Source organism: Agromyces marinus, from assembly GCF_021442325.1.
Classification (GTDB): domain Bacteria; phylum Actinomycetota; class Actinomycetes; order Actinomycetales; family Microbacteriaceae; genus Agromyces; species Agromyces marinus.
The window spans coordinates 1,168,239-1,194,341 of sequence record NZ_CP087879.1 but is presented as its reverse complement, the minus strand read 5'-3'; the positions used below and the strand labels follow the sequence as shown (position 1 = coordinate 1,194,341).

24 protein-coding genes and 1 pseudogene are annotated in these 26,103 nt (G+C 71.9%); 6 read left to right on the top strand and 19 right to left on the bottom strand.

Annotated elements, in window-relative coordinates; all coding sequences use genetic code 11:
• The first annotated feature begins 24 nt into the window (after positions 1-24).
• Complete coding sequence (locus DSM26151_RS05585; protein WP_234661427.1) at positions 25-900, top strand: fumarylacetoacetate hydrolase family protein; 876 nt, start codon at positions 25-27, stop codon at positions 898-900.
• A 50-nt stretch (positions 901-950) separates the two neighbouring features.
• On the opposite strand, the gene DSM26151_RS05580 is transcribed toward DSM26151_RS05585, so the two are convergent.
• The 3 genes from DSM26151_RS05580 to DSM26151_RS05570 form a co-directional block, all read right to left on the bottom strand.
• Positions 951-2,423 (bottom strand): aspartate ammonia-lyase, encoded by a 1,473-nt coding sequence (locus DSM26151_RS05580; RefSeq protein ID WP_234661426.1) that lies wholly within the window; start codon positions 2,421-2,423, stop codon positions 951-953.
• A 155-nt stretch (positions 2,424-2,578) separates the two neighbouring features.
• Positions 2,579-3,958: an adenylate/guanylate cyclase domain-containing protein gene (locus DSM26151_RS05575; protein ID WP_234661425.1), complete on the bottom strand. Its 1,380-nt coding sequence runs from the start codon at positions 3,956-3,958 to the stop codon at positions 2,579-2,581.
• Between the two features lie 57 nt (positions 3,959-4,015).
• The gene (locus DSM26151_RS05570; RefSeq protein WP_234661424.1) at positions 4,016-4,309 is read right to left on the bottom strand and encodes a hypothetical protein; all 294 of its coding nucleotides are present in this window, start codon (positions 4,307-4,309) and stop codon (positions 4,016-4,018) included.
• Positions 4,310-4,503: 194 nt separating this feature from the next.
• Here DSM26151_RS05570 and DSM26151_RS05565 point away from each other — a divergent pair, with 194 nt between their 5' ends.
• The gene (locus tag DSM26151_RS05565) at positions 4,504-5,820 is read left to right on the top strand and encodes a uracil-xanthine permease family protein (RefSeq protein ID WP_234661423.1); all 1,317 of its coding nucleotides are present in this window, start codon (positions 4,504-4,506) and stop codon (positions 5,818-5,820) included.
• 3 nt (positions 5,821-5,823) lie between these two features.
• Here DSM26151_RS05565 and DSM26151_RS05560 read toward each other — a convergent pair whose 3' ends face one another.
• From DSM26151_RS05560 to DSM26151_RS05530, 7 genes are all read right to left on the bottom strand, one after another.
• Positions 5,824-7,290: an NCS2 family permease gene (locus DSM26151_RS05560; RefSeq protein ID WP_234661422.1), complete on the bottom strand. Its 1,467-nt coding sequence runs from the start codon at positions 7,288-7,290 to the stop codon at positions 5,824-5,826.
• Positions 7,291-7,331: 41 nt separating this feature from the next.
• On the bottom strand, positions 7,332-7,664 hold the full coding sequence (locus DSM26151_RS05555; RefSeq protein WP_234661421.1) for a peptidase: 333 nt from the start codon (positions 7,662-7,664) through the stop codon (positions 7,332-7,334).
• Complete coding sequence (locus tag DSM26151_RS05550; RefSeq protein ID WP_234661420.1) at positions 7,661-8,839, bottom strand: inorganic phosphate transporter; 1,179 nt, start codon at positions 8,837-8,839, stop codon at positions 7,661-7,663. Before DSM26151_RS05550 ends, DSM26151_RS05555 begins: the two co-directional genes overlap by 4 nt.
• 89 nt (positions 8,840-8,928) lie before the next feature.
• Positions 8,929-9,444: an 8-oxo-dGTP diphosphatase gene (locus DSM26151_RS05545; protein ID WP_234661419.1), complete on the bottom strand. Its 516-nt coding sequence runs from the start codon at positions 9,442-9,444 to the stop codon at positions 8,929-8,931.
• Entirely contained in the window at positions 9,444-10,475 is a 1,032-nt protein-coding gene (locus DSM26151_RS05540; RefSeq protein ID WP_234661418.1) for a 6-phosphofructokinase, read from the bottom strand. Before DSM26151_RS05540 ends, DSM26151_RS05545 begins: the two co-directional genes overlap by 1 nt.
• 139 nt (positions 10,476-10,614) lie before the next feature.
• A complete protein-coding gene (locus DSM26151_RS05535; protein WP_234661417.1) occupies positions 10,615-12,759 on the bottom strand; it encodes a DEAD/DEAH box helicase in 2,145 nt (714 codons plus the stop codon).
• Between the two features lie 338 nt (positions 12,760-13,097).
• Positions 13,098-13,829 (bottom strand): ZIP family metal transporter, encoded by a 732-nt coding sequence (locus tag DSM26151_RS05530; protein ID WP_234661416.1) that lies wholly within the window; start codon positions 13,827-13,829, stop codon positions 13,098-13,100.
• 83 nt (positions 13,830-13,912) lie between these two features.
• Between DSM26151_RS05530 and DSM26151_RS05525 the strand changes: the two genes are divergently transcribed.
• On the top strand, positions 13,913-14,116 hold the full coding sequence (locus DSM26151_RS05525) for a hypothetical protein (protein ID WP_234661415.1): 204 nt from the start codon (positions 13,913-13,915) through the stop codon (positions 14,114-14,116).
• Positions 14,117-14,127: 11 nt separating this feature from the next.
• Here the strand turns inward: DSM26151_RS05525 and DSM26151_RS05520 are convergent, their stop codons facing one another.
• Positions 14,128-15,981: a DUF2207 domain-containing protein gene (locus DSM26151_RS05520; protein WP_234661414.1), complete on the bottom strand. Its 1,854-nt coding sequence runs from the start codon at positions 15,979-15,981 to the stop codon at positions 14,128-14,130.
• A gap of 38 nt (positions 15,982-16,019) precedes the next feature.
• Between DSM26151_RS05520 and DSM26151_RS05515 the strand changes: the two genes are divergently transcribed.
• Both DSM26151_RS05515 and DSM26151_RS05510 read left to right on the top strand, forming a co-directional pair.
• Entirely contained in the window at positions 16,020-16,298 is a 279-nt protein-coding gene (locus DSM26151_RS05515; protein ID WP_234661413.1) for a metal-sensitive transcriptional regulator, read from the top strand.
• Positions 16,299-16,305: 7 nt separating this feature from the next.
• A complete protein-coding gene (locus DSM26151_RS05510; RefSeq protein WP_234661412.1) occupies positions 16,306-16,863 on the top strand; it encodes an O-acetyl-ADP-ribose deacetylase in 558 nt (185 codons plus the stop codon).
• A gap of 39 nt (positions 16,864-16,902) precedes the next feature.
• On the opposite strand, the gene DSM26151_RS05505 is transcribed toward DSM26151_RS05510, so the two are convergent.
• From DSM26151_RS05505 to DSM26151_RS05470, 8 genes are all read right to left on the bottom strand, one after another.
• Positions 16,903-17,838 (bottom strand): glycerophosphodiester phosphodiesterase, encoded by a 936-nt coding sequence (locus DSM26151_RS05505; RefSeq protein WP_234661411.1) that lies wholly within the window; start codon positions 17,836-17,838, stop codon positions 16,903-16,905.
• Positions 17,839-17,904: 66 nt separating this feature from the next.
• Positions 17,905-19,404, bottom strand: a complete 1,500-nt coding sequence (locus tag DSM26151_RS05500) for an SDR family oxidoreductase (RefSeq protein WP_234661410.1) — start codon at positions 19,402-19,404, stop codon at positions 17,905-17,907.
• Positions 19,405-19,406: 2 nt separating this feature from the next.
• Positions 19,407-19,646, bottom strand: a complete 240-nt coding sequence (locus DSM26151_RS05495; protein ID WP_234661409.1) for a hypothetical protein — start codon at positions 19,644-19,646, stop codon at positions 19,407-19,409.
• A gap of 8 nt (positions 19,647-19,654) precedes the next feature.
• Positions 19,655-20,515, bottom strand: coding sequence for an aldehyde dehydrogenase family protein (locus DSM26151_RS05490; RefSeq protein WP_234661408.1), 861 nt, complete (start codon positions 20,513-20,515; stop codon positions 19,655-19,657).
• Positions 20,512-22,092 carry an aldehyde dehydrogenase family protein gene (locus tag DSM26151_RS05485; RefSeq protein WP_234661407.1) on the bottom strand — a complete coding sequence of 527 codons (1,581 nt, stop codon included), beginning with the start codon at positions 22,090-22,092 and terminating at the stop codon, positions 20,512-20,514. The genes DSM26151_RS05490 and DSM26151_RS05485 overlap by 4 nt, the downstream gene beginning before the upstream one ends.
• A 17-nt stretch (positions 22,093-22,109) precedes the next feature.
• The gene (gene deoC, locus DSM26151_RS05480) at positions 22,110-23,117 is read right to left on the bottom strand and encodes a deoxyribose-phosphate aldolase (RefSeq protein ID WP_234661406.1); all 1,008 of its coding nucleotides are present in this window, start codon (positions 23,115-23,117) and stop codon (positions 22,110-22,112) included.
• Positions 23,118-23,142: 25 nt separating this feature from the next.
• On the bottom strand, positions 23,143-24,087 hold the full coding sequence (locus DSM26151_RS05475; protein ID WP_234661405.1) for a sugar-binding transcriptional regulator: 945 nt from the start codon (positions 24,085-24,087) through the stop codon (positions 23,143-23,145).
• Positions 24,088-24,174: 87 nt separating this feature from the next.
• On the bottom strand, positions 24,175-24,828 hold the full coding sequence (locus DSM26151_RS05470; protein ID WP_234661404.1) for a TetR/AcrR family transcriptional regulator: 654 nt from the start codon (positions 24,826-24,828) through the stop codon (positions 24,175-24,177).
• Between DSM26151_RS05470 and DSM26151_RS05465 the strand changes: the two are divergent.
• Positions 24,827-26,086 (top strand): annotated as a pseudogene (locus tag DSM26151_RS05465) (DHA2 family efflux MFS transporter permease subunit); the annotation flags it as partial. The gene DSM26151_RS05470 and the pseudogene DSM26151_RS05465 sit on opposite strands and share 2 nt — an antisense overlap.
• Positions 26,087-26,103 lie beyond the last annotated feature (17 nt).

Here is a 26,103-nt window from a genome sequence, read left to right as displayed (position 1 = left end):
AGGATCGCCCGATAGCCTGAAACGGTGAAGTTCGCGCATCTCCGAGTCGAAGGCCAGGACACCCCCCGACTCGCGGTGGTCCGCGACGATCAGGCGCTCTTCCTGGACGAGGCGATGGCATCCGCCCCCCGCGACCTGCAGGACCTCATCGAACGCGGACCCGACGCGCTCGCCGAGGTGCGCGCCGCCGTCGACGCGGCGACCGCCGCGGGCGCGCCGACGATGCCGGTGGCCGAACTGCGCCACGACTCCGCGGTGCTGCGCCCCGCGCAGGTGCTCGCGATCGGCGCGAACTACGCCGCGCACGCCTCCGAGCTCAAGCTCCGCTCCGAGTCGACCATGACGATCTTCTCGCTCTGGCCGAACTCGCTCGCCGCGCACGGCGGGACGACCACCTGGGCCGACGACGTCGCGCCCCAGGTGGACTACGAGGCCGAGCTCGGCGTCATCATCGGCACGCCCGCCCGCAACGTCTCGCCGCAGGACGCGCTCGACCACGTCTTCGGCTACACCGTCGTCAACGACATCACGGCCCGCAACATCCAGTTCAGCGAAGCGCAGTGGTCGCGGTGCAAGTCGTTCGACGGCTTCACGCCGACCGGTCCCGTCGTCGTCACCGCCGACGAGATCGCCGACCCCCAGGACCTCTGGCTGACCACCAACCTCGACGGCCACGTCATGCAGGACGCCTCGACCAACGAGATGGTGCGCAGCGTCGCCGAGATCATCTCGTACCTGTCGAAGACCGCCACGGTCCCGCCGGGAACGCTGATCTCGACCGGCAGCCCGGGCGGCGCGGGCTACTCGCGCAACCCGCAGGTGTTCATGCACGACGGCTCGACCGTCACCGTCACCATCGAGGGCATCGGCTCGCTGACCACGCACTGCCGCGTGGTCTGAAGCGCGGCGCGCGCAGGCCGGCCGCGCGCCCGAGTCAGTCGCTCGCCGAGTCAGTCGCTCGCCTCGGCCTTGAGGTCGGCGACGGGGATCGCCTGCGTGATCGGGTGCACTCCCGACAGGCGCGACGGCAGCAGCTGGCGCGTGACGTCCTCGCGCGTCATCAGGCCGGCCTCCACGACCAGGTCGGCGACCGGACGCCCCGTCGCGAGCGCCGCCTTCGCGAGCTTCGCCGCCTCGCCGTACCCGATGAACGGGATGAGCGCGGTGATGACCCCGACGCTCGACGCGACCTGCGCATCGAGGAACTCGGTGTTCGCGGTGATGCCGTCCACGCAGTTGACCCGCAGGGTCCAGCACGCCTGGCGCATCCACGTGATCGACTGCAGCAGCGAGTGCGCGATGACCGGTTCGAACGCGTTCAGCTGCAACTGCCCGTTCTCGGCGGCCATCATGACCGTGACATCCGCACCGGCCACCGCGTACGCCACCTGGCTGACGGCCTCGGGGATCACCGGGTTGACCTTGCCCGGCATGATGCTCGAGCCGGCCTGCTTGGGCGGCAGGTTGATCTCGCCGAAACCCGCCTGCGGGCCGGAGGAGAGCAGGCGCAGGTCGTTGCAGATCTTCGACAGCTTGATCGCGCTGCGCTTGAGCGCGCTCGAGAACGTCATGAACACGCCGGTGTCGCTGGTCGCCTCGACGAGGTCGGGCGCGGTCTCGAGCGGGTTGCCCGCGATCTCGCTGAGGTGGCGCACGACCGAGGCGGCGTAGCCCGGGTCCGCCGTGATGCCGGTGCCGACCGCGGTGCCGCCCAGGTTGACCTCGGAGAGCAGCTTGATCGTCTCGCGCAGGCGCGCGATGTCCTCGCCGAGGGTCGTGGCGAACCCGTGGAACTCCTGGCCGAGCGTCATCGGCACGGCGTCCTGCAGCTGCGTGCGGCCGACCTTGAGCACGTCGTGGAACTCGCGGCCCTTCCGGCCGAACGCGATGCGCAGCGCGTCGAGCTCGAGCAGCATCGTCGTCAGCGACGCGGTCATCGCGAGCTTCAGCGCCGTCGGGTACGTGTCGTTCGTCGACTGGCTGCGGTTGACGTCGTCGATCGGGTGGATGAGGTCGTAGCGCCCCTTCGGCTGGCCGGCGATCTCGAGCGCGACGTTGGCGATGACCTCGTTCGCGTTCATGTTCGTCGACGTGCCCGCGCCGCCCTGGATGACGCCGACCACGAACTGGTCGTGGAACTCGCCGTCGATGATGCGCTGGCACGCCTCGTCGATCCACGCCTGCTTGCGCGGGTCGAGCACGCCGAGTTCCTTGTTGGCGCGGGACGCGGCCTGCTTGACCTGGGCGAGCGCAGCGATCAGCTCGGGGTAGACCGAGATCGGGCGCTTCGAGATCGGGAAGTTCTCGAGCGCGCGCATCGTGTGGACGCCCCAGTAGGCGTCCGCGGGAACCTCGACGCTCCCGAGCGAATCGGTCTCGGTCCGGGTCGCGTGCTCATGGGTGCTCGGATTCGGTCGGGTCATCGACACACTGGCTCCATCGCCTCGCAGGGATGCGCGGGATCACCGCGCCTGATCTCCCCCGAGCCTACTCGCGCACCCGCCCCCGGTCCTATCCCGGGCGTCCGGTGTGCGGCACCTGGCTGTACACAGCGTCCGGGTCGGGCGATGCGGAACGCTCACCCGAGCCCGGCCACGCGGAACAGCCGCCATCGGTCCGGAACGCCGCGCAGTTCGTGCTCGCCGCGATCCTCGAACGCGATCCCGGACCCCACGACGAGGTCCTTGACGGTGCCCGAGGCGAGCACCTCCCCCGCACCCGCGAGCGCGATCACGCGCGACGCGAGGTGGACCGCGATCCCGGCGACATCCTCGCCCTGGAGCTCGACCTCGCCGCTGTGCAGGCCCGCACGGATCTCGATCCCGAGCCCGCGCACCGCGGTCGCGATCTCCCACGCGCAGCGCACGGCGCGGGCGGGCCCGTCGAACAGGGCGAGGAACCCGTCCCCGGTCGAGGACACGTGCGTGCCGCGATGCCGCGCGATGCGCGCCCGGACGAGTTCGTCGTGGGCGAGCTTGAGGTCGAGCCATCGCTGGTCGCCGAGCCGGGCGGCGAGGTCCGTCGAGCCGACGATGTCGGTGAAGAGCACGGTCGCGAGCACGCGGTCGTCCACGGGCGCGGCGCGGTCGCCCGTGAGGAACTCCTCGACCTCGTCGAGCAACTGGTCGGTGCCGACGAACGGCGGGTACCAGTCGGCACCGGCCAGCTCGACCAGCTTCGCGCCCGGGATGTGCTCGGCGAGGTAGCGTCCGAACGGCAGCCGGTAGTGCAGGTTGTCGGCCTTGTGCAGCACGAGCGTCGGCACGGGGATGCTCGGCAGCACCGAGCGCACGTCGAGTTGCAGCACCCAGCGGTACATGCGCGTGGATGTCGCGGGGGTCATCGACAGCCGCATGTACCTGCTGATCCAGCGGCGCATCTGCGGGTCGTCCGCGACGCTCGGCGCCGACAGCGCCAGCACGTCGCCCGTCCCCCATGCGGCACGCCACTGCACGAGCAGGCGCTCGGCGGAGGCCTCCGGCATCCCGATCGGGTAGTCGGGCGCGCGGAGCATGCGCGCGAAGGTGTTCGTGAGCACGAGCGAGGTCGTGCGCTGGGGGTGGCTCGCGGCGAAGAGCATCGCCATCGGGCCGCCCTCGGCGTCGCCGAGCAGCGCCGCGCAGTCGGAGCCTGCGGCGTCGAGCACCGCACGGGCGTCGTCCATCCAGTGCTCGAGCGTGGGCAGCGCGGCCATCGGGACGGGATCCGAGAGCCCGGCACCCCGCTTGTCGAAGCAGATGACGCGGGCGAACCTCGAGAGCCGGTCGAGGTAGCGCACCATCGACGGGTGCTCCCACATCACCTCGATGTTGCTCGCCCAGTTGCCGATGAGCAGCAGGTCGCGCGGTCCGTCCCCGAACACCTGGTAGGCGACCGAGCCGTCCTCGCTCTCGGCGTACCGGGGTTCCGGCGCGCCGGAACCCCACGTCGAGATCCGAGTCGCCCGTTCAGCGTCCATGCCGCCGCCCCCTCGCGGTCAGGCTAGCGGGAGGGGGCGGGATCGGCACCTGCCGGCTCAGATGAAGGCGAGCGGGGCGAACGGCAGCAGGAGCAGCCCGAACACGAGGAAGGCGAGCGTGCCGACGACGGCGCCGGCGAGCATCACGGCGTTCAGCACGACGCCCCAGACGGCCATGGTGCGAGCCGACCGTTCGCGACGCAGCGCGAGGATGCCGAGCACGAGGCCCGCGACGGGCACCACGAACGTGAACCCCGCGACGAACGAGACGATGCCGAGCACGAGGCTCGAGACGGCGAACCCGCGCGTCTCGACGTCGGTGCTCGTCGGGGCGGGCGCGATGGTGGTCATGCGATGGTCTCCTCGTCTTCGGGTACCCGGTTCCGAGTACGCCTCCACGCTAGGCGCGGGCCGAACGCCGCGACATGGGGCTGACCCCCGGAACCTGCGTGCGGCGGGCACCCGCGCCGGCCGAGGGGCGCGCACCCGGTAGCATCCCGTCCGGACCCCTGAGGCCAGCTCCCCCTCGACCCGATCGGAATCACATGAACCTCCCCTGGACCGTCCACGGCGACGGCGCGCACGTCGCCCCCGGCGACGTCGTCGGGCCCGGCGAACGGCTCTCCTGGCCGCGCACCATCGGCCTGGGCGCACAGCACGTCGTCGCCATGTTCGGCGCGACCTTCCTCGTGCCCGTGCTCACCGGCTTCCCGCCCGCGACGACGCTGTTCTTCTCGGGCGTCGGCACGATCCTCTTCCTGCTGATCACGCGCAACCGCGTCCCGAGCTACCTCGGCTCGTCGTTCGCGTTCATCGCGCCGATCACGGCCGCGACCGCCGCCGAGGGCGTGGCCGACCCCATGGGCGCGGCGCTGTTCGGCATCGTCGTCGTCGGCATCCTGCTCGCGGTCGTCGGCCTCGTGGTCCAGTTCGCCGGCTCGCGCTGGATCGACGCGCTCATGCCCCCCGTCGTCGCGGGCGCGATCGTCGCGCTCATCGGCCTGAACCTGGCGCCCGTGGCCCGCACGAACTTCGAGGCGGCGCCCCTGACGGCGCTCATCACGCTCGGCGCGGTCATCGTCGCGAGCGTGCTGTTCCGCGGTCTGCTCGGGCGGATGTCGATCCTGCTCGGCGTCGTCGTCGGCTATCTCGCCGCGGTCGCGCAGGGCGAGGTCGACTTCGGCGCCGTCGCCGACGCGGCCTGGGTCGGCCTTCCGAGTTTCCACCTCCCGGCGAACCCGATCGCCGACGCGGCCGTCTGGGGCCTGCTCCCGGCGTTCCTCCCGGTCGTGCTCGTGCTCGTGGCCGAGAACGTGGGGCACATCCGCGGCGTCGCCCAGATGACGGATGCCTCGATCAACCGGTCCACGGGCCGCGCCCTGTTCGCCGACGGCCTCGCGACCACCCTGGCGGGCTTCTTCGGCGGGTCCGGCACGACGACGTACGGCGAGAACATCGGCGTCATGGCCGCCACGCGCGTGTACTCGACCGCCGCGTACTGGGTCGCGGGCGCGTTCGCACTGCTGCTCGGCCTGTCGCCCAAGGTCGGCGCGCTCATCAACACGATCCCGCCCGGGGTGCTCGGCGGGGTGACGACCGCGCTGTACGGCCTCATCGGCATCATCGGCGTGAAGATCTGGGTCGACAACCGGGTCGACTTCCGCAGCCCCGTGAACCAGTTCACGGCGGCGACGGCGCTGGTCATCGGCGTCGCCGACTTCACCTTCATGGCGGGCGACGTCGTCTTCAACGGCATCGCACTCGGCACGATCGCGGCGATCGTGGTCTACCACCTCATGAACGGCATCGCGCGCTGGCGCGGCACCGCGATCGTCGCGGACGATCGGGTCGAGAGCTCGTGAGCGTCAGCCTGCGAGCAGCGCCTCGACGGGGCCGCGGGCGAAGTACACCAGGAAGCCGGCGGCGACGACCCACAGCAGCGGGCTGATCTCCTTCGCCTTGCCCGCGAAGGCGCGGACGACGACCCACGCGATGAACCCCGCGCCGATGCCGTTGGCGATCGAGTACGTCAGCGGCATGACCGTGACCGTCAGGAACACGGGCAGCAGCACGCTGAAGTCGGAGAAGTCGATCTCGCGGATCTGCGCCATCATGAGCGCGCCGACGATGACGAGCGCGGCCGCGGCCACCTCGGAGGGCACGATCGAGGTCAACGGCGTGAGGAACATGGCGATGAGGAACAGCGCGCCGGTGACGAGGTTCGCGAGGCCCGTGCGGGCGCCCTCGCCGATGCCGGAGCCCGACTCGATGAACACCGTGTTCGACGAGCTCGACGTGAAGCCGCCCGCGACGGCGCCGACGCCCTCGACGACGAGCGCCGAGCGCAGGCGCGGGAACTCGCCCTTCGCGTCGGCGACGCCGGCCTCCTTCGAGAGGCCCGTCATGGTGCCGAGCGCGTCGAAGAAGTTGGTGAAGACGAGCGTGAAGACGAGCATGAGCGCGGCGAGGACGCCGATGCGCTCGAACGAGCCGAAGCTCACCTGGCCGATGAGCGACAGGTCGGGCACGCTCACCCACTGCGAGGGCAGCTCGGGAACGGACAGCCCCCAGCCCTGCGGGTTCACCGACCCGTCGGCGCCGAATCTCGGACCGAGGTCGAGGACGGCCTCGAGGACGAGCGCGAGCACCGTGCCGGAGAGCAGGCCGACGAGGATTCCGCCCTTGACCCTGCGTGCGACGAGTACGCCCGTGACCAGCAGCGTGATCACGAAGACGAGCGTCGGCACCGTCGTGACCGAGCCGTCGACGCCGAGGCCCACGGGCGGCGACGACGCGCCGGTCGCGGTCACGAATCCGGCGTCGACGAATCCGATGAACGCGATGAACACGCCGATGCCGACCGTGATCGCGAGCTTGAGCGGCATCGGCACGGCCTCGAAGATGAGGCGCCGCAGGCCCGTCGCCGCGAGCACGACGATGATGAGGCCGTTGATGAGCACGAGTCCCATCGCCTCGGCCCACGTGACCTGGCCGACGACCGAGACCGCGAGGAAGGAGTTGATGCCGAGCCCGGCCGCGAACGCGAACGGGAGCCGGGCGACGACGCCGAACAGGATCGTCATGACGCCGGCGGTCAGCGCGGTGACCGCGGCGACCTGCGCGAAGCCGAGGTTCTCGCCCGCGACATCCGTTCCGCCGGAGAGGATGATCGGGTTGAGGATCACGATGTAGGCCATCGTGACGAAGGTCACGATGCCGCCGCGGATCTCGGCGGGCACGCTCGAACCCCGCTCGGTGATCTCGAAGAAGCGGTCGATCGCGTTCCTCGGTGCGGGTTCGCCGGCGGTCTCGGTGTCGGGTCGGGTGTTCATGGCATCCAGTCGGGGTCGGGAGGGGAAGCGCCTGCTGCGGGTCAGCCGCTGAGCGCGGGCACGATGAGGTAGATCCCGTACAGCACCGCAGCGCCGCTGAGCGCGAAGCAGGCCCACGCGCCGACGACGGCCAGACGCTTCTGCGCGTCGGTCAGCGGGCTCTTCTTCGCGGCCTTCTCGGCGCGCCTGGCGGCCCGCTTCGCCTCCTCGGGCGAGATCGTCGTGATCGCGTCGGTGAAGTCGGCGGGCGCGACCACCGGCGTGCGCCCCCCGACGGTGAGCAGTCGCAGGCCGAGCGCGTAGGCGCTCACGACGACGGCCGCGCCGACGAGCGAGGCGACGAACACGATCACGAACGCGATCCAGTCGATCACGAGGACACCTTCTTCTTCGGCTTCGGGTTGCGCTTGATCCTGACCGCGCGACCCGAGTCGGCGACCTCGCTCAGCACGTTGCGGTGCGAGACCTCGTCACGCCGCGACCACAGGAAGATGCCGCCGATGATCGCCGCAGCGGCGATCGCGTCGATGATGACGCCCATCGGGCCCATCAGCGCGACGACCGCGGCCAATGCCCCGACGCCGCCCGCAGCGGGCAGGGTCAGCAGCCAGCCGATGCCGATGCGCCCCGCGGTGCGCCAGCGCACCTTCGACCCGCGGCGGCCGAGACCCGAGCCGATCACGGAGCCGGAGGCCACCTGCGTGGTCGAGAGCGCGAACCCGAGGTGGCTGGAGGCGAGGATCGTGGCGGCCGTGGCGGTCTCGGCCGCGAACCCCTGGGCGGGCTTGACGTCGGTCAGTCCCGTGCCGAGGGTCTTGATGATGCGCCATCCGCCCATGTAGGTGCCGAGTGCGATCGCGATCGCGCACGTGACGACGACCCAGGACTCCGGTCCCGTGCCCGCCGTCTGCATCCCCGCGGCGATGAGCGTCAGCGTGATCACGCCCATCGTCTTCTGCGCGTCGTTCGTGCCGTGGGCGAGCGCGACCAGCGAACTCGAGAAGATCTGCGCGTACCGGAAGCCGTCGCGCCCGTCGGGCTTGCCGTCGTATCGCCGCGTGATCGCGTAGGCGAGCTTGGTCGCGGCGAACGCGACGAGCCCGGCCGTCACCGGGGCCAGCAGCGCGGGCAGGATGATCTTCGACATCAGGACCGCGCCGTCGATCGACTGGACGCCGAAGCCGACGAGGGCCGCTCCGATGAGCCCGCCGAAGAGCGCGTGGCTCGAGGACGAGGGCAGGCCGAGCAGCCAGGTCACCATGTTCCAGGTGATGGCTCCGATGAGACCCGCGAAGATGAGCTCGGGCGTGATGAACACGCCGTCCTCGCCTTCCCGGATCAGGCCGCCCGAGATGGTCTTCGCAACCTCGGTGGACAGGAAGGCCCCGATCAGGTTGAGGATCGCGGCGAGCGTGACGGCCATCTTGGGCTTGAGCGCGCCGGTCGCGATGGGCGTCGCCATCGCGTTCGCCGTGTCGTGGAAGCCGTTCGTGAAGTCGAAGAAGAGCGCCAGCGCGATGACCAGCACGACGATGAGGGTGAGATCCACCGGCGTCTTTCTGTCCGTCGGCGAACGGGTTCACCGAGTGTTCACGGAAAGGTGGTTGCGACCTCGGCGAGCGCCGAGCCCCGTCGATACTACGCGACGTGATCCCGGGCCTCCACCACGGTCGCGAGGTCCTCGCCGAACACGTACGTGCGCTCCACCCGACCGCCAGCGAGCACGCCCGGCAGCCAGTGCTTCGCGTCGTCCCACATGTGCGCGAGCGGAACCGCATCGAGTGGGAACCACTCCGGATCCAGCTCGTCCGACGGCGCCGGCGCGCCGGCGAACTCGCGCACGACGAACACGTTCGAGACCTGGCTCCACGCCGTCCGGTACGGGAACAGGTACCGCAGGCGGCCGCGCGCGTCGAGGTCGGCGGATGCCACGACGAGGCCGGATTCCTCGTGCACCTCGCGCACCGCCGCCTCGACGGCGGTCTCCCCCGGTTCGAGCTTGCCGCCGAGCCCGACGAAGTACCCCTTCCCGAGGCCGTGCTTCTTCCGCCCCAGCAGCACCTCGGTGCGCCCCTCCCATTCGCGGAGCACGTAGCAGACGCAGACCTCCGGAAGCGGCATCCGCTCACCGGCCCCGCCCGCGGAGGTCGCCATCAGCCGAACAGGATCTTCGCCTCGTCGTAGCGCGCCTGCGGAACGCGGTTCAGGCCGCCCGTCGCCTCGGCGATCGTGACGCGCTCGATGTCGGTGCCGCGCAGCGTGACCATGCTGCCCCACGCCCGGTCGACGGCCGCGTCGACCGCCGCCATGCCGAGGCGCGTCGCGAGCACGCGGTCGTACGCCGAGGGCGCACCGCCGCGCTGGATGTGGCCGAGGACCGTGTGGCGCGACTCGATGCCCGTGCGCGCCTCGATCATGGGCGCGAGCTTCTCGGCGATGCCGCCGAGGCGCGGCCGGTCGAACGCGTCGAGGCCGAGGTGCGAGTGCGCCTCGTCCATGGTGTCGAGCTTGAAGCCCTCGGCGACGACCACGAGCGGGGCACGGCCGCGGTCGCGCACCGACTCGACGTACTCGCAGATCTCCTCGATGCTCATCGGCTGCTCGGGGATCAGGATGGCGTGCGCGCCGCCGGCCATGCCGGAGTGCAGGGCGATCCAGCCCACGTGCCGACCCATGACCTCGAGCACCATGCACCGCTCGTGCGAGTCCGCCGTGGTGCGGAGCCGGTCGATCGCCTCGGTCGCGATCTCGACGGCCGTGTCGAATCCGAACGAGTAGTCGGTCGCGGCGAGGTCGTTGTCGATCGTCTTCGGCACGCCGATCACGGGCAGGCCGCCCTCGTCGACGAGCCGGCGCGCCGCGGTGAGCGTGCCCTCGCCGCCGATCGCGATGATCGCGTCGATGTCGTGCTCGTCGAGCATCCGACGGATGTTGTCGGGACCGGCGTGCTCGCCCTCGAACGGGTTGGTGCGGCTCGAACCGAGGATCGTGCCGCCCTGCTTCGACAGGCCGCGGACGTCGTGGCGGACGATCGGCACGATGTCGCCCTCGACGACGCCCCGCCAGCCCCAGCGGAACCCGACGAACTCGGCGTCGTGCGAGATGACGCCCTTGAGCACCGCGCCTCGGATGACGGAGTTCAGTCCGGGGCAGTCGCCGCCGCTGGTCAGAATGCCGATCTTCATGCCTGTGTTGACTCCTCGTGAAGGGGGACGTCCGCAGAGAGCCGCTGCGTCGAGGCGCGAACGTGAGGGAGTCTAGCGTCGAGCGCGGGGTCCGTTCGATTCCGTGACGTCGGGCCCGTCGGCGGTGCTGCCCCGCCGCCTACAGCGCGCCGTCGAGCGCCTGCCGCAGCAGGTGCTGGAGGGCGTCGAGCTGCACCGAGTCGGCCGAACCGGGTTCGACGTCGCTGCCGTCGAGGGCTCGCAGCGCGAGGCCCTGCTTCTGGTCGATGAGCTCGGCGATGCGGGCGTCGACGGTGTGCGCGGCGATGATGCGCCACGCCGTCACCGGCTCGTCCTGGCCGATGCGGTGCACGCGGTCGATCGCCTGGGTCTGCTCGGCCGCGGTCCAGCTGAGCTCGGCGAGCACGACGTTCGAGGCGGACTGCAGGTTCACGCCGACGCCGGCGGCGGTGAGCGAGCACACCGCGACCGAGACCTCGGGGTCGGTGTTGAACGCATCGATCGCCTGCTGGCGGGCGATCGCGCTCTGGTCGCCACGGATCGACACCGACCGCAGCTCGCGCGCCGCGAAGGAGGCCTCAGCCTGGTCCATGACGTCGATGTGCTTGGCGAAGAACACGACCTTGCCGGCCGATCGGGCCAGCTGGGCCGCGTAATCGGCCGCGAGGCCCGCCTTCGCCTGGCCGATGCGCCGAACCATCGTGAAGACGTTCTCGCCGGACTTCGAGGACTTCGACTCCTCGAGCTCGGACAGCGCGACGGCGCGGATGAACTGGTCGCGCTCGAGCTCGTCGAGGTCGCCCACTCGGAGCCTGCGCGACTCCACGAGGGATCGGAAGCGCGTCGCGAGCCGGTTGCCGAGCTCTCGCTCGGCCGCGCGGATCGACCGGCCGAGTTCGTCGTCGAGCTCCACGGGGAGATCGGCGATGCGCTTGTCGGGCAGGTCGGCCGCGACGTCCTTCTTGCGGCGTCGGACGATGCCGAGGTCGATGACCGACTGCCTGGCCTCGGGGTAGAACCCGGGGTCGGCTGGGGTGAGCCCAGTCTCCTCGAGCCTGCCCAGAAGTTCCGGGGAGGGCCGGTCGCCGTCGATCCAGCCGAGGAACTGCCAGATGGCTCGGAAGTCGTCGACGTCGTTGATGAGCGGGGTGCCCGTCAGCGCGAGCAGCAGCGGGTCGCCGCCGGGCGTGTTCGCCCGGATGCGCTCGGCGAGCGCGAGCACGTTGCGCGACCGCTGCGACTGCAGGTTCTTGATGAAGTGCGCCTCGTCGACCACCATCCCGCGGAACCCGAGCGTCGACAGCCAGGCCAGGTGCCGGTCGAGGACGTCGTAGTTGACGACGACGACGTCGGCGAAGGCGTCGACGGTGTCGCCGTCGCCGTGGATGACGGTCGCGCGGCGGTGCGGGGTCCAGCGCTCGACCTCGCGGGCCCAGTTCATCTTGACCACGTTCGGAACGACCGCGAGCAGCGGATAGGCGCCTGAGACGGATGCCGCGAGCACCGACTGCGCGGTCTTGCCGAGTCCCGGCTCGTCGGCGAGGAGGAACCGCCGATGGCCCTGCCTGGCCGATTCGATGAATCGGGCCTGGTGGGGCATGAGCTCGAGCCCGCGGGGCGAGAGCCGATCGGCCTTCGGCGCCGCGGGGAGCTCCATCGACGCGGCCTGGCCGCCGGAGCCGGATTCGAACGACTTGAACAGCGGTCCGAGCAGTTCCCAGTTCGCGAGGCGCCGAACGGGGACTGCGGGCTGCGCGGAGGCGGCGAAGTCGGGCGCGAGGAACGGGTTCGCGAGTTGCCGCGAACGCACCGACCGCGGGATCACCTGGTTCTCGGAGAGCACCACCGGGCGCGCCTCGGGCTCGCGCACGATGATCAGTTCGTCCTCGCTGAGGTCGGCGCCGGACTCGAGCAGCCAGTCGCGGCGGAATCGCTGCGCGACCGTCGAGATCGAGGCATCCGGTTCGAGCAGGGTGATCAGGCTCGTGTCGCGTGCGGCGGTCTTCGCGAGGATCTGCGCGATGCCGTCGAGTCGCTTGAGCAGCTCCGCGCGGGCGGCGTCGCCGATCTCGGTGTCGCCCTTGACGCGCGCGCGCTCCTCGCGCATGAGCAGTGCGATGACCTGGAACTTCGTCCGGTTGGTCGGGCCCAGCTTGTTCTTCTGCGCCTTCTGCTCGACCTCGCGCACCTTGCGCGCGAGGATCGGGATGATGGGCGCGTCGTCGTCGCGCGAGCGCGTTCGCTGCCGCTGCCTCGACTGCGTCTGCTGCCTGCTCTGCGCCAAGTGGTCCTCCCCTGTCCGGGCTCGAAGCCCCTCTGCACCCGATGCCCTGCTGCGTGACCACGCCTGCCGGCCGATGCGATCCGGCGATCGTGGCCACGCACGTGGCCCGCGCCGTCGACGGGCCGCTGCGTGCGGTCCCGTCGGGGTGCGCCGGATCCGGGAGCGGCCGAGCATGGCGGAGCGAGTTCCCCCAGCCGTCGGCTTCGCGAATGGATCCGTCGAGCGCCGCAGGTCATTCTACGCGCGGTCGCGGGCCGGATGCCAACACGCCGTGCTCCGCCGTCCGGCCGGGCCGCCTGGCCAGGCCGCCCGGCCGGGCCGCCCGACGGGCCGCCCGGTCAGGCCGCCCGGTGCAGCGCGAAGCTCAGCAGGAACCCGAACGTCGCGAGCAGCCCGGTGAGTCGCCGCTCCGTCGCGAACGCCTCGGGGATCATCGTGTCGCAGATCATCGCCAGGATGGCGCCGGCGGCGAGCGCCGTGACGACCGCGGCGACCTGACCGCCCGCGTCGGCGAGCAGCGCGTAGCCGCCGAGCGCCGCGAGCGCGCACGCGAGCGCGATCCCGCCCCACAGCAGCATGACCTGAAGGGCGCTGCGCCCCGAGGCCTTGAGGTCGGCGGTCGAGCTCAGCCCCTCCGGGACATTGGAGATGATGATCGCGACCAGCACGGGCACGCTCACGCCGGCACCGCCGTGCATGCCGACGCCGAGCACGGCGCTCTCCGGGATGCCGTCGATGAGCGCACCGACCGCGATGCCCGTGCCCGAGCCCGGACCGGCGTCGCTGCCGCGACGGTTCCGGTGCCCGGTGCGGTCGAGCAGTCCGTCGGCGACGACGTAGACGACGGCGCCGACGGCGAACCCGACGACCGTCGGCCAGAACCCGCCGACCTCCTCCGCCTCGAGGACGAGGTCGAACGCGAGCGCCGAGACGAGCACGCCGGCGCCGAACGCCATGGTCGCGGCGACCGCCTTCCGCGGAATGCGCACGAACCACGCGATGATCGCACCCGCGAGCAGCGCCCCGCCCGCGGCGAGCCCCGCGAGCGCGGCGAGCATCCACTCGGGCATGCCCGGAGCATACTTCCGCGGCCTCGGCCGCCGGATGCGACGCGCCCCTGTCGGGCGGGGCCGCGCGGGGTTAGTCTCGTGGCATGGACGTGTCGACGGAGGTCGGCGGAGGCATCGCCGACGATCACGAGTTCCAGGTGGCACAGGACGGCGAACTCCCGCCCGAGCCCGACGGCGCGGACGACGACGCCCGCACCACCGACGACGACGAGCCCGACGAGGTCGTCGGCATCGATGCCGAGCGACGCGTCGTCCTCCCCGAGCGCACGGCCGGCGACGAGGACTGACGCGACGCGCCTCAGACGCCGCCGCCTCCTCCTCCCCCGCCGCCGCCGCCCGACGAGCCGCCGCCGCCGGACCCGCCAGAGGACGAGCTCGACGACGACCCCGACCAGCTCGCACTCGAGGCGCTCGCGAACGAGCTGACGCCGACCGCGAAGACCGCGGCGTTGAAGGCGGTGCGCCCCGAATACCAGTCCGGCTCGCGACCCTGCTCGGCGTAGAGGGCCGCGAGCACCCGGCTCCATTCGCGTTCGAGCCCGAACAGCACCGCGTACGGCAGCAGTCGCTCGTTCAGGCGGAGCACCTGCTCTGGGTCCTCGCCCGCGAACGGGCGCCGCTCCGCACCGCTCGGCGACTGCAGGACCCGGATCCGGTCGGCCTCGGCGAGGCGGATGAACTCGCGCAGCCCGTCGAGGTGGTCGCGCCCGGCCCGACCCCGTTCGGTGAGGGGACGCACGACCGCGACCACGCCGAGCGTCGCGGCCGCCGCGATCACCCCGGTGAGGATCGTCAGCCACGGCCATGCGCCGCCCATGCGCGCATCCAGCGCGCCGAAGCCGAACACGACGGCCGACAGCCCGGCCGCGAGCCCGAGCACGGCGAACACCGCGCGGAACCCGCGGTCGGGCTTGCGGCGCAGCCCCTCGCGCTCCACACGCGCGTGCACCGAGCGGCGCAGGCTCGCCAACCGCGTGCCCACCGCGGTGTCGCGCGTACGCAGGTCCCTGCGCGCCCCCGGCGCGGCACCGGCGCCGAACAGCGCCCGCAGGACGCGCACGGCGTCGCGATCGGCCCCGTCGACCGGTGCCTCGAGCACGACCGCGTAGCGCTTCGGGCGGCTCTCGACCACCCGCACGCGGCGGCACACCGCCTCGGCCAGGAGCGTCGCCGTGACGCCCTTGGGCGCGGCGCCGACGAGGTCGGCGGCCTCCATGAGCGTCAGGTCGGCGGGCGGTTCGTACTCGGCCACGACGATGCCGCGCCCGGGGTGGTCCCGCCAGCGGGTCAGCCGCATCACGGCCGCGGCGATCGCGAGGAGCACCGCGGCCACCGCCCCGAACAGCGACGCCATCGCGACCGGCGACGAGGTGAACCGCTCGTCGCGGGGCTCGAAGGTCCCCGGTGCGAAGGCGAGCGCGATCGTGAGGTTCTGGTGCGGGCCGAGGGCCTCGGCGCGGGCGACCGCGACGGGATCGCCGCCGGGGGTCACGTCCAGGCGTTCGCACGGCGTGTTCGAGCCCTCGAAGCCGCGGTAGCAGGCGGCATCCCCGGTGAACGCCGCGGCGAGGTCGGGTTCGAGCCGGACCTCGGCCCGGACCCTGCCGAACGGCTGCGCCCACCCCGTGCCGTTGACGTCCCAGTAGAACTCCTGGACGTCGAGGTCGTCGGGGTCGAAGGTCACGTTCCGCTGGTCGTAGGTGATCACGTAGGTCTGCTCGCCGTGCACGAAGTCGTCGGCCGCGATCGTGACCAGTTCGAATTCGTCGTCCTCGCTGCGCTCGGTCTCGAAGCCGCGCTCGGCCCCCGTGTCGTCGTGGACGGAGACGACCCGGATGTCGGTGGGGTGGCCGTCGTACCAGCGCGGGATCGCGCGGCGGATGCCGCGGTTCTGGTCGAACTCGGGGAAGACGGCCACGAGCGTCTCCGTCGTGCGCAGCGTCGAGCGTCCGCCGTCGTCCCTGCCGAGTTCGTACACCGCGTCGAGGCTCGCGAACGTGAAGTCGTCGACATCGGCCCGCACCGCGGCGACCGGCGCCCCGGCGATCGGCGCCGCCGCGGGCACCGCGTCCGCCGGCGCCGCCGCCGCCACGGGTGCCCCGGCGCCGAACGCGAGCAGCACGATCATCGAGCTCAGGAGGACGCGGCGCATGCGTTCACGCTAGCGAACGTCGGGCGTATCCTGACGAGGTGATCGAGGACATCAAGAAGCGCGCGCTCCACCGCACGAAGATCATCGAGGGTCAGTTGCGCGGCATCGAGAAGATGATCGAGAACGAGGACTACTGCGTCGACATCGTCACGCTCTCCCTGGCGGTGCAGAAGTCGCTCGGCTCGCTGAACAAGCTCCTCGTCGAGAACCACCTGCGCACCCACGTGTCGCACATGTACGAGGCGGGCGGCGACGAGCGCGAGGCGGCCGTCGCCGAGCTCGTGCGCATCTTCGAGCTCTCCAACAACCGGGGCTGACGGGCGGATGCCGCGGATCGAGCTGGTCACGGGCGACCTCACGCTCGAGCGGGTCGATGCGATCGTGAACGCGGCGAACCCGTCGCTGCTCGGCGGCGGCGGCGTGGACGGCGCCATCCACCGGGCGGGCGGACCGGAGGTCCTGGCCGCGTGCCGCCGGATCAGGGAGACCATGCTGCCGGACGGCCTGGCGACCGGGGATGCGGTCGCGACGACCGCCGGCCGGTTGCCCGCACGGTGGGTCGTGCACGCCGTCGGGCCGGTGTGGCCCGGCCCGGGCCCCGAAGCGGCCGCACGTCGCGTCCGGCTCGCCGACGCCTACCGGAACGCGCTGCGCGTCGCGCACGGGCTCGGCGCGGCATCCGTCGCCCTGCCCGCGGTTTCGGCCGGCGTGTACGGCTGGCCGGCCGACGACGCGGCGGAGGTCGCGATCGGGAGCGTCGCCGGCGCGACCGCATCGCCCCCGCTCGTGCGCTTCGTGCTGTTCTCCGAGCGCATGCACGAGACCTTCTCCGAGGCCGCGTCGCGCCTGGGCGTCGAGGTCGTCGAACTCGACGCCCGCTGAGCCGACGGGCGTCCGGCCCCGGGTCAGGTTCCCGCCCGGTCAGGTGCCCGGCGCGGTCGACGCGATCCACGCGTCGAGGTCGCTCGGCTGGTCGGTGATGATGCCGTCGACGCCGAGCGCGCTGACCTCCTGCCAGCGGTCCTGCGTGTTCAGCGTGTAGCAGAGCACGGCCAGTCCGGCCGCGTGCGCGGCGTCGACGGCGCCGGGGGCGTCGGTGACGGATGCCGCGGTCGTGCCGAATCCGATGACCCCGAGTTCGTCGGCCAACGGCACGGGGTCTGCCGGGAGCTCGCGGATGAGCATGATGCGCGGCGTCGTCGGCGCGACGCGCTGGATGGACTGCAGGGTCTCGATGCTGAAGCTCTGCAGGATGATGCGCCCGCGCAGGCCGTGGCGCTCGATGAGGTCGAGCACGATGCGCACCTCGGACGCCGTCCAGTCCGCCTTGAGCTCGACGAGCGCGCGCGCGGCGTCGCGCTCGCCGAGCGCCGCCAGGAACTCCTCGAGCGTCGGGATGGGCTCGCCCGCCCACTCCTCCGCGTACCAGGCGCCGGCGTCGAGGCGGGCGACCTGGTCGTGGTCGAGGTCCTCGACGCGACCGGTGCGGCCCGTGACGCGTTCGAGATCGGTGTCGTGGAAGAGCACCGGAACCCCGTCGCGGGTGAGCCGCACGTCGGTCTCGACGTACTCGAGTTCGTCCATCGCCGATTCGAGCGAGGGCATCGTGTTCTCGGGCGCCTGGGCGCGATCGCCGCGATGCCCGATGATCGCGGCGGCCTGGCCGGGTTCGCGCAACGCCCCGAACACGTCGATGGCGTAGACGTCGGCGGGCGTCGAGACGCTCCACAGCAGCGAGGCTGCTGCGACCAGGCCGGTCATGGCGAGCGGGATCCGGACGAGCGGACGTGGCGGGCGGTGGGAACGCCGGGGGCGGGATGCGGTCGCCGGGTCGACCGCGTCTCGGGGGGAACGCACGTGTCGGGCCTTTCCACGGGCCGTGCCTCGTTGCGCGGACCGTGCAGGTCACCCTAGCATCCGGCGTTACCGATTCGTTACTTCCGCGCCCGTCGAGGACGGGCCCGCCTCGGCCTCCGACGTGATCCGGTTGGCCATCCCGGCGAAGACGATCCCGTGGAAGGGGAACACCGCCCACCAGTACAGCCGGCCGGCGAGCCCGCGCGGGAAGAAGACCGCCCGCTGCCGGTAGCGCGAGCCCTGCCCCGCCGGTTCGGCGGACATCTCGAGCCAGGCACGCCCTGGAACGCGCATCTCGGCCCGCAGCCGGAGGAAGCCCGGCCGATCCCCGGGCGGCGCGACCCGCTCGACCCGCCAGAAGTCCACCGCGTCCCCGGCCCGCAGCCGCGCCGGGTCGCGCCTGCCCCGCCGCAGGCCGACGCCGCCCGCCAGCTTGTCGATCCACCCGCGGATCGCCCAGGCGAGGGGGAACGAGTACCAGCCGTTGGTGCCGCCGACGCCCTCGATCACGCTCCAGAGCGACGCGGCGGGCGCCGAGCACTCGCGCTCGCGCACATCCGTGTACACGCGGTACCCGGCCCACTCCGGGTCGCTCGGAAGCGGATCGCTGGGAGCCCCGACGACCTCGGTGTTCTGCCAACTGGTCTCGACCTCGCCCGCCCGTTCGCGCTCCAGCGCGAGCCGCACGGCACGGCGGTACGGCGTGAGGCCGCCCGCAGGCGGCGGGATCACCCGGTCGATGTCGTGGTCGCGCGCGACGCAGTCGAACTGCAGCGACTCGATGATCGGCACCGCGAGCCGCCGCGGGATCGGGGTGACGAGGTTGACCCACTGCCCGGCGAGCCACGGCGTGAGCACGGGGAGCGCGGCGATCGGACGCTGCCGAAGGCCCGCCTCGACCGCGTAGCCGTTCATGAGCTGCCCGTAGCGCAGCACGTCCGGCCCGCCGATGTCGAACGTGCGGTTCACGCGCTCGGGCACCCGCGCGGCCGCGACCAGGTAGTGCAGCACGTCCCGGACGGCGATCGGCTGGATGAAGTTGCGCACCCATCGCGGCGCGGGCATGTACGGCAGCACCTCGGTCAGGTGCCGGATCATCTCGAACGAGGTCGACCCCGACCCGATGATCACCCCCGCCTGCAGCACGATCGTCGGAACCCCCGACGACATGAGCACCTCGCCGACCCGCACCCGCGACCGCAGGTGCCTGGACAACTCGCCCTCGCCCGGATGCAGGCCGCCGAGGTACACGATGCGCCCCACGCCGCTGCGCCGCGCGCTCTCGGCGACGTTGCCCGCGATCTCGAGCTCGACGTCCTCGAAGTCCCCGCGCCCGCCCATGGAGTGCACCAGGTAGTACACCGTGTCGATCCCGCGCATGGCCGCGTCCACTGCCGCGGCATCCGTCAGGTCGCCCCCGACGACCTCGACGTCGCGCGCCCACGGAACCGTCCGCAGGCGCTCCGGCCGGCGCACGATCGCGCGCACCTCGTGCCCCGCCTCGACGAGCCGCGGCACGAGCCGCCCCCCGATGTACCCGGTCGCCCCGGTCACGAGAACTCGCATGCTCAGCCGCGCTCGTTGCCCTGGCGGTAGTGTCCGCTCGCCCGCGCGAGCAGGTGCTGCGCGCCGTCATCGTCGGCGCGCTCCAACGCCGCGGCGAGCTTGGCGGCATCCCTGCCGCCGACCGTCATCACGGCGCGGCCCCCGCGCAGCACGATGACCGCGCCGCCCCCGGTCACCCGGTAGCCGAACGGATCGGAGACGAGGCGTCCGCGCTCGTCGGAGGCTCCCCTGCGCCCGGACACGCCGCCTCCTACCGCAGGCTCTTCGTGTGCCAGACCGTCTTGGTCTCGGTGAACGCCGAGATCCGGTCGAGCGCCGGAGCCGCGGCATCCGCGCCCTGCTCGGGCCGGAGCACGCGCTTGAGGGTCTCGGCGGCCGCGATCTCGAGGTCGATCCAGTCGAGGTCGCCGGCGCCCACCAGGTCGATCGCGTTGACGTCGGCGTGGCTCGCGAGCCACGGTGCGATCTCGGCTGGCGATCCGGTGAGGACGTTGACGACGCCCTTGGGCACGTCGCTCGTCGCGAGGACCTCGGCCAGGCTGATCGCCGAGAGCGGGAACCGCTCACTCGCGACCACGACCACCGAGTTGCCGGCGACGAGCGCCGGCGCGATCGCCGAGACGAGTCCGACGAGCGAGGAGTCCTGCGGAGCGATGACCGCGACCACCCCGGTCGGCTCGGGCACCGAGATGTTGAAGTACGGGCCCGCGACCGGGTTGGCGCCTCCCGCGACCTGCGCGAACTTGTCGGCCCAGCCCGCGTACCAGACCCAGCGGTCGATCGCCTCGTCGACCTGGGCGCCGGCCTCGGCGCGCGTGACGCCCTCGGCATCCTCGATCTCGGCGACGAACTGCGCCCGCCGCCCCTCGAGCAGCTCGGCGATGCGGTAGAGCACCTGGCCGCGGTTGTACGCGGTCGCTCCGGCCCACCCGGCGACGCCGCCGCGAGCGGCGACGACCGCGTCGCGCGCGTCCTTGCGCGACGCCTTCGCGGCGTTGGCGAGGAACGCCCCGTCGGCCCGGGTCACCTCGTAGGTGCGACCGGACTCGCTGCGCGGGAACGCGCCGCCGATGAACAGCTTGTACGTCTTGGGTACGGCGAGGCGGCTCACTTCGCGGCTCCCTTCGTGGTCTTGGTGGTCTTCGTGGACTTCGCGCTTCGCGCGGTGCGGCGACGCGCCGCGGGCTTCGTGTCGGATGCCTCGGCCGCGGCCGCCACGGCGCGGGGCGTGCCGCGACGACTCGAGGTGACGGATGCCGGAGCGAGGTACGCCCCGAGCCCGTGCCTGCCGCCCTCGCGACCGTAGCCGGACTCCTTGTACCCGCCGAACGGGCTCGAGGGGTCGAACCGGTTGAACGTGTTCGCCCAGATGACGCCCGCGCGCAGCTGGTCGGCGACCGCGAGGATGCGGCTGCCCTTGTCGGTCCAGATGCCTGCCGAGAGGCCGTAGGGCGTGTTGTTCGCCTTCGCGATCGCCTCCTGCGGCGTGCGGAAGGTCAGCACCGAGAGCACCGGCCCGAAGATCTCCTCGCGCGCGATGCGGTTCGAGGTCTGCACGTTGGTGAAGATCGTCGGCGCGTACCAGAACCCGTTCTCGGGGATCTCGCACGGAGCGCTCCACCGATCGGCCCCCTCGTCGACGCCCGCGTCGGAGAGCGCGCGGATGCGCTCGAGCTGCTCGCGCGAGTTGATCGCCCCGATGTCGGTGTTCTTGTCGAGCGGGTCGCCGAGGCGAAGCGTCGACAGCCGGTTCTTGAGCCGCTCGACGACCTCGTCGTGGATCGACTCCTGCACGAGCAGTCGGCTGCCCGCGCAGCACACGTGCCCCTGGTTGAAGAAGATGCCGTTGACGATGCCCTCGATGGCCTGGTCGATGGGCGCGTCGTCGAACACGATGTTCGCGGCCTTGCCGCCGAGCTCGAGCGTGACCTTCTTGTCGGTGCCCGCGACCTGCTTCGCGATCGCGCGGCCGACGGCCGTCGACCCGGTGAAGGCCACCTTGTCGACGCCCTCGTGGGCGACGAGCGCGGCGCCCGTGTCGCCCGCGCCGGTCACGATGTTCACGACGCCGGGCGGCAGGTCGGCCTGCTGCACGATCTCGGCGAAGATCAGCGCGGTCAGCGGCGTGGTCTCGGCGGGCTTGAGGACGACCGTGTTGCCCGCCGCGAGCGCCGGCGCGATCTTCCACGCGAGCATGAGCAGCGGGAAGTTCCACGGGATCACCTGCGCGGCGACGCCCAACGCCCGCGGGTTCGCACCGAGGCCCGCGTGGTCGAGCTTGTCGGCCCAGCCCGCGTAGTAGAAGAACCAGGCGGCCACGAGCGGCACGTCGACGTCGCGGGACTCCTTGATGGGCTTGCCGTTGTCGAGCGACTCGGCGACGGCGAGTTCGCGCGCGCGTTCCTGCACGAGCCGGGCGATGCGGAACAGGTACTTGCCCCGGTCGCGGCCCGACATCTTCGACCAGACGCGGTCGTGGGCGCGCCGGGCCGCGGCGACGGCGTCGTCGACGTCGGCGCCGTTCGCGTTCGCGATCATCGCGATGCGCTCCTCGCTCGCGGGCGAGATGGTCTGGAAGGGCGTGCCCCGTCCGTCGACGAACTCGCCGTCGATGAAGAGGCCGTACTGGTCGCGGAGGGAGAGGATCGCCCGCGACTCGGGGGCGGGTGCGTATTCGAGGAAGCTCATGATGCGGTGCTCTCGTCTCAGTCGATCGTCACGTAGTCGGGTCCGGAGTAGTGGCCGCTGGCCATCTTCCGGCGCTGCAGGAGCACGTCGTTCAGCAGGCTGGACGCCCCGAACCGGAAGAGGTGGGGCACGAGCCACTCCTCGCCGACGGTCTCGGCGACGGTCACGAGGTACCTGATCGCGTCCTTCGAGGCGCGGATGCCGCCCGCGGGCTTCACGCCGATGCGCTGGCCCGTCAGCAGGTGCCAGTCGCGCACGACCTCGAGCATGAGCAGCGTCACGGGCAGGGTCGCTGCGGGCTGGACCTTGCCGGTCGAGGTCTTGATGAAGTCGCCGCCCGCGAGGATGGACAGCCACGAGGCGCGACGGACGTTGTCGTAGGTGACGAGCTCGCCGGTCTCGAGGATGACCTTGAGCGACGCGCTCGTGCCGTCGGGGCGACGGCAGGCCTCCTTGACCGCGGCGATCTGGTCGAACACCTGCCCGTAGCGGCCCGCGAGGAACGCTCCACGGTCGATGACCATGTCGATCTCGTCGGCGCCGGCCGCGACGGCCTCGGCGGTGTCGGCGAGCTTGATCTCGAGCGAGGACCGGCCCGACGGGAACGCGGTCGCGACGGCCGCGACCGAGACGAGCCCGTCGTCGGGGTCGCCGTGCGCGGAGCCGAGCGCGTCGACCGCGAACGGGACCATGTCACCGTAGACGCAGACGGCCGCGACGCGCGGGGTCGTGGCATCCGTCGGGTCGGGGGTCATGGCCTTCGCGACGAGCGAGCGCACCTTGCCCGGGGTGTCGGCGCCCTCGAGCGTGGTGAGGTCGATGAGCGAGATGATGCGATCGAGCGCCCAGGTCTTGGACGAGGTCTTGATCGAGCGCGTGGCGAGGCCCGCCGCGCGCTGTTCGAGGCCGACGGCGTCGACGCCCGCGATGCCGTGCAGGTACCTGCGGAGCGTCGCGTCGTCGGGCTGGCCGCCGAGGACGGCCACAGCGCGCTCGCGCGCGGTGACGAGTGAGGTGCCGGACATCAGTGGTGACCTGTCTTTCTTGGATTCAGCCGTCGAGGAGGTCGAGGGCCGTGGCCTCGTCGGTGACGAGGACGGAGCACAGCCCGGAGCGCACGACGGCGTCGGCGACGGGGTGCTTGCTGCGGCCGGCGATCACGGCGATGCGCAGGCGGGTGCCGCGCAGGTCGTCGAGCGTGAGGCCGACCGTGCGCGCGTCGAGCGCGGCGTCGACGATGTTGCCGTCGGAGTCGATGTAGCGGCCGACGACGTCGCCGACGGCGCCCTTCTGCACCAGGAGGTCGACGTCGGATTCGGTGAGGTAGCCGCTCTCGATGTGGATGGACGTGTGGTCGGCCGGTCCGGCGCTGAACAGGAAGGCGTCGGCCGAACGGGCCAGGTCGATGACCCCGGCGACGACGCGGTCGGCCTCGATGGCCTCCTTCGTCGCGAGGTGCTCGAGGATGGCGGGGCTGGGCAGGAGCGTGGCGCTCCCGCCGCCCTTCTGGGCGATGGCGACGGCCGTGGCGGCCGCCGTGCCCGCGCGGCGGTTCAGGCTCACGCCGCCGTTGATCTGGACGACGTTGGCGCCGGTCGCCCACCCGGTGCGCAGGTGCTGGGAGATCTCGAAGAGCGTTCGGCCCCAGCTCACTCCGAGCGTGCGCGGCACGGGCCGCAGGGCGGTCAGGTAGTCGGCCGCGGCCTGGGCGGTGCGGGCCTGCAGCTCCTCAGCGGATGCCACGCCCGCGGCGGACACGACGATCGCGTCGTCGAGCCCGCGTTCCTCGCGGAGGCGGCGCTCGATGGGCAGCCGCCGGGCGCGCGGATGCAGGATCTCGATGCGGATGAAGCCGCGTTGCTTGGCCTGCGCGAGCAGCCGCCCGACCTTCCAGCGGGTGAGCCGCAGGGCCTGGCCGATCTCGTCCTGGGTCTTGTTCTCCTCGTAGTAGAGCTCGGCAGCTCGGATCGAGAGGAGTTCGTCGGTCTCGTCCATTCGCCTCCTTCCCCCGCATCCAGCGTAGGCAGCGACCCGCGCATCGGCAACACTCGCGTGCGGTTCTGCTCACATGAGCAGTCGGGGTCATGCGGAGGCGCGCCCGAGCACCGCGCCGACATGGGGGCCGAACGTGCACGCGATGAGGTCCGCCGCGTCCGGATCGCGCTCGACCGCGAGCCCGATGCCCGAGGCCAGGAGCGTGTTCATGAGCGCGCCGTCGGCGAGGAAGCGGCGGATCTGCTCGGGGGCGAAGCCCGCCTCGTCACGCAGCAGGCGGAACACCTGGAGCAGGCCGTCGCGGGCGACGGGGCCGATCACCGGGTCGGAGCCCATCAGGAAGCCGTGCAGGAGCGTGAGCAGGGTCCCGCGGTCCTCGACGAGCGCCAGGTAGGCCGCGCCGAGTCGCGCCTCCGTCTCGTACCCGGGGCCCGGGCCGGGGCCGGGGCCGGGGCCGGGACCGGGGCCGGGGCCGGTCGCAGGGCCTCCCACGTCTTCCGCCGCGAGCGCCTCGCGGAACACCGAGAGGACTCTCGCGAGCGTGTGCCGCAGTGTCTCCAGGAACAGTTGCTCCTTCGTGCCGAACAGCCGGACGACGTAGGGCTGGCTGATCCCGGCGGCGCGCGCGACCCGGTCGGTCGTCGCGCCGGCGTAGCCGAGTTCGCCGAAGACGCGGGTCGCGGCCGCGAGGATCTGCTCGCGCCGCTGGTCGGCCGAGAGCCGGACGGGATTCGGGTTCATGCTTGACAGGTTATCAGTCGATTACTACCGTCAAGTGATCATTCGATTACTACTTGCTCGGAGTCCCGAAACGATGCACCGGCCCCGCCGCTCCCCCGTCTGGCTCGCGCTCGTCGCGACCTCGCTGCCCATGTTCATGGCCTCGCTCGACAACCTCGTCATCACGACCGCGCTCCCCGTCATGGGCGCCCGGCTCGACGCCGACCTCGAGGAGCTGCAATGGTTCCTCAACTCGTTCGCGCTCGCCTTCGCCACGTTCCTCCTGCCCGCGGCCGCGCTCGGCGACCGGCTCGGCAGGCGCAGCGTGTTCCTCGCCGGCATCGCCGTGTTCACGTTCGCGAGCGCCCTCACCGCGCTCAGCACCGAACCGTGGATGGTCATCGGCGCGCGTGCGGTGCAGGGCGTCGGCGCCGCCGCGATCATGCCGCTCTCGCTCGCCCTCGTCGCCGGCGCCGCACCGCCCCACCGGCGCGCACAGGTCATCGGCGTGTGGGGTGGCGTGTCCGGCCTCGGCGTCGCGCTCGGCCCGCTCGTCGGCGGCGCCGTCATCTCGGGCTGGAGCTGGCAGGCGATCTTCTGGATCAACGTGCCGCTGGGCATCGCGGCCCTCGCGCTCGCACGCGTCGCGCTCGCGGACTCCAGGGGCGAACGCACCCGCATCGACTCCGTCGGCGTCGCCCTCGCGGGACTCGGCGTGCTCGGACTCGTCTTCGGCATCGTCCGCGGCAACGAGGCCGGTTGGGCCTCGCCCGAAGTGGCCCTGCCGATCCTCGGCGGCTCCGCGCTCATCGCCGGGTTCGTCAGGTGGGAGGCACGCGCGCCCGCCCCCGTCATGCCCCTCTCGCTGTTCCGCGACCGCAGCTTCAGCGTCGCGAACGCCGTCGGGTTCGCCTTCAGCTTCGGCATGTTCGGCGCGATCTTCCTCCTCGTGCAGTTCCTCCAGGTCGTCCAGGGCAGGAGCGCCCTCGAGGCGGGACTCATGACGATGCCCTGGACCCTCGCACCCATGTTCGTCGCCCCCGCCGCGGGCCTGCTCGCGCCGCGCGTCGGCACGCGCGCCCTCATGGTCGCCGGCCTGACCGCCCAGTCCGCCGCGATGGCCTGGATCGCCGCACGCCTCGACGAGCGGGTCCCCTACCCGGAACTCGCCCCGGCGTTCGTGCTCGCCGGGATCGGGATGGGACTCGTGTTCGCGCCCATGGCGACCGCCGTGCTCGCCCGGATGCCCGAGCGGCACCACGCGACGGCCTCCGGCGTCAACTCCACGATCCGCGA

Excerpts from the sequence above, each read along its gene's own strand:
- DSM26151_RS05475 (WP_234661405.1), bottom strand. The coding sequence starts at position 24,087 with ATGGACGAGACCGACGAACTCCTCTCGATCCGAGCTGCCGAGCTCTAC.
- DSM26151_RS05525 (WP_234661415.1), top strand. The coding sequence starts at position 13,913 with ATGGACGTGTCGACGGAGGTCGGCGGAGGCATCGCCGACGATCACGAG.
- deoC (WP_234661406.1), bottom strand. The coding sequence starts at position 23,117 with ATGTCCGGCACCTCACTCGTCACCGCGCGCGAGCGCGCTGTGGCCGTC.
- DSM26151_RS05575 (WP_234661425.1), bottom strand. The coding sequence starts at position 3,958 with ATGGACGCTGAACGGGCGACTCGGATCTCGACGTGGGGTTCCGGCGCG.
- DSM26151_RS05560 (WP_234661422.1), bottom strand. The coding sequence starts at position 7,290 with ATGAACACCCGACCCGACACCGAGACCGCCGGCGAACCCGCACCGAGG.
- DSM26151_RS05520 (WP_234661414.1), bottom strand. The coding sequence starts at position 15,981 with ATGCGCCGCGTCCTCCTGAGCTCGATGATCGTGCTGCTCGCGTTCGGC.
- DSM26151_RS05580 (WP_234661426.1), bottom strand. The coding sequence starts at position 2,423 with ATGACCCGACCGAATCCGAGCACCCATGAGCACGCGACCCGGACCGAG.
- DSM26151_RS05545 (WP_234661419.1), bottom strand. The coding sequence starts at position 9,444 with ATGGCGACCTCCGCGGGCGGGGCCGGTGAGCGGATGCCGCTTCCGGAG.
- DSM26151_RS05565 (WP_234661423.1), top strand. The coding sequence starts at position 4,504 with ATGAACCTCCCCTGGACCGTCCACGGCGACGGCGCGCACGTCGCCCCC.
- DSM26151_RS05570 (WP_234661424.1), bottom strand. The coding sequence starts at position 4,309 with ATGACCACCATCGCGCCCGCCCCGACGAGCACCGACGTCGAGACGCGC.
- DSM26151_RS05485 (WP_234661407.1), bottom strand. The coding sequence starts at position 22,092 with ATGAGCTTCCTCGAATACGCACCCGCCCCCGAGTCGCGGGCGATCCTC.
- DSM26151_RS05530 (WP_234661416.1), bottom strand. The coding sequence starts at position 13,829 with ATGCCCGAGTGGATGCTCGCCGCGCTCGCGGGGCTCGCCGCGGGCGGG.
- DSM26151_RS05500 (WP_234661410.1), bottom strand. The coding sequence starts at position 19,404 with ATGCGAGTTCTCGTGACCGGGGCGACCGGGTACATCGGGGGGCGGCTC.
- DSM26151_RS05540 (WP_234661418.1), bottom strand. The coding sequence starts at position 10,475 with ATGAAGATCGGCATTCTGACCAGCGGCGGCGACTGCCCCGGACTGAAC.
- DSM26151_RS05510 (WP_234661412.1), top strand. The coding sequence starts at position 16,306 with ATGCCGCGGATCGAGCTGGTCACGGGCGACCTCACGCTCGAGCGGGTC.
- DSM26151_RS05470 (WP_234661404.1), bottom strand. The coding sequence starts at position 24,828 with ATGAACCCGAATCCCGTCCGGCTCTCGGCCGACCAGCGGCGCGAGCAG.